The organism is Bradyrhizobium sp. STM 3809, from assembly GCF_000239795.1.
Taxonomy (GTDB): Bacteria; Pseudomonadota; Alphaproteobacteria; order Rhizobiales; family Xanthobacteraceae; genus Bradyrhizobium.
This window is the reverse complement of sequence record NZ_CAFJ01000425.1, coordinates 1-1,166: the sequence shown is the minus strand read 5'-3', so window position 1 is coordinate 1,166 and position 1,166 is coordinate 1. Positions and strand designations below refer to the sequence as shown.

Annotated in this window: 1 protein-coding gene and 1 pseudogene; both read right to left on the bottom strand. The window is 67.3% G+C overall.

Annotation, left to right across the window (positions count from 1 at the left end; translation table 11 throughout):
* Positions 1-288 (bottom strand): annotated as a pseudogene (locus BRAS3809_RS20380) (guanylate kinase); the annotation flags it as partial.
* A gap of 3 nt (positions 289-291) precedes the next feature.
* On the bottom strand, positions 292-1,164 hold the full coding sequence (locus BRAS3809_RS20375) for a YicC/YloC family endoribonuclease (RefSeq protein ID WP_008963937.1): 873 nt from the start codon (positions 1,162-1,164) through the stop codon (positions 292-294).
* Between the last annotated feature and the right edge of the window lie 2 nt (positions 1,165-1,166).

Genomic DNA, 1,166 nt, shown 5'->3' with positions numbered 1-1,166 from the left:
CCCGCGCGGCGTGCCGTAGCGGTTGTCGAACACGGTCGCCCATTCGAGCAGCTCGTTGCGCTTGACCATGTCCTCGAAGCGGGCGCGATCGACGAAGTGATAGTCGCGGCCGTCGACCTCGCCCGGCCGCATCGGCCGCGTCGTCGCCGACACCGACATCTGCAGGCCCGTCATGCGCTCGATCAGCATGCGCGACAGCGTCGTCTTGCCCGCGCCCGACGGCGACGACAGCACGAACATCAGGCCGCGCCGCTCGACCCCGTCAAAACTTCCGTCGTGAGCCGCCATGGATCACTCCAGATTCTGAACCTGTTCGCGAAACTGCTCGACCACGGTTTTCAGCTCGAGGCCGAGATTGGTCAGCTCGAGGTCGTTCGACTTCGAGCAGGTGGTGTTGACCTCGCGGTGGAATTCCTGCGCGAGGAAGTCGAGCCGGCGACCGACCGGCCCGCCCCTGCCGAGCATCTCGCGCGCCTGCGCGATGTGCGAGGCGATGCGATCGAGCTCCTCGCGGACATCGGCCTTGGCCGCGATCAGCAGCGCCTCCTGGGCCAGGCGATCGGGATCGAAACGATCGGAGGTGTCCAGCAAGGCCGCGACCTGCTCGGCCAGCCGCGCCTTGATGGCGTCGGGCTTGCGGCCGGGCGACGCCTCGGCCTTCTTCGCCAGCGCTTCGATCTCGTCGACGCGCTGGTTGAGGATCTCTCCGAGTGAATGGCCTTCGCGCCGGCGCATCTCGACGAGATGCTTCAGCGCAGTCTCGAACGCCGCGATCGCCGCCTCCCTCGCGGCCTTGTCCTCGGCCTCGTCGGTCTCCGGCTCCGCCACCTCGATCACACCCTTGATGGACAGGAGCCCATCGATGCTCGGCGCGACGGCGTCGATCCGTCCGGACAGCGAACTCGCGACCTTGACCACCGCAGCCAGGACATCTTCGTTGATGCGGACCGTCGCACCGGTCTCGGTGCGCTTCACCGTGAGGTTGGCGTAGACGGTGCCGCGCGACAGCACCTCGGTGGCGCGCTTCTTGGCGAAGGCCTCGACCTCGTCCCAGCCCTGCGGCAGCCGCACCCGGACGTCCAATCCCTTGGCGTTGACCGACTTCAACTCCCACTCGAACGAGTAGGGACCGCTTGACCCGTGGTGACGGGCAAAGCCGGTCATGC

Bases quoted from the DNA above. Each gene is read 5' to 3' on its own strand.
- BRAS3809_RS20375 (WP_008963937.1), bottom strand. From the start codon at position 1,164: ATGACCGGCTTTGCCCGTCACCACGGGTCAAGCGGTCCCTACTCGTTC.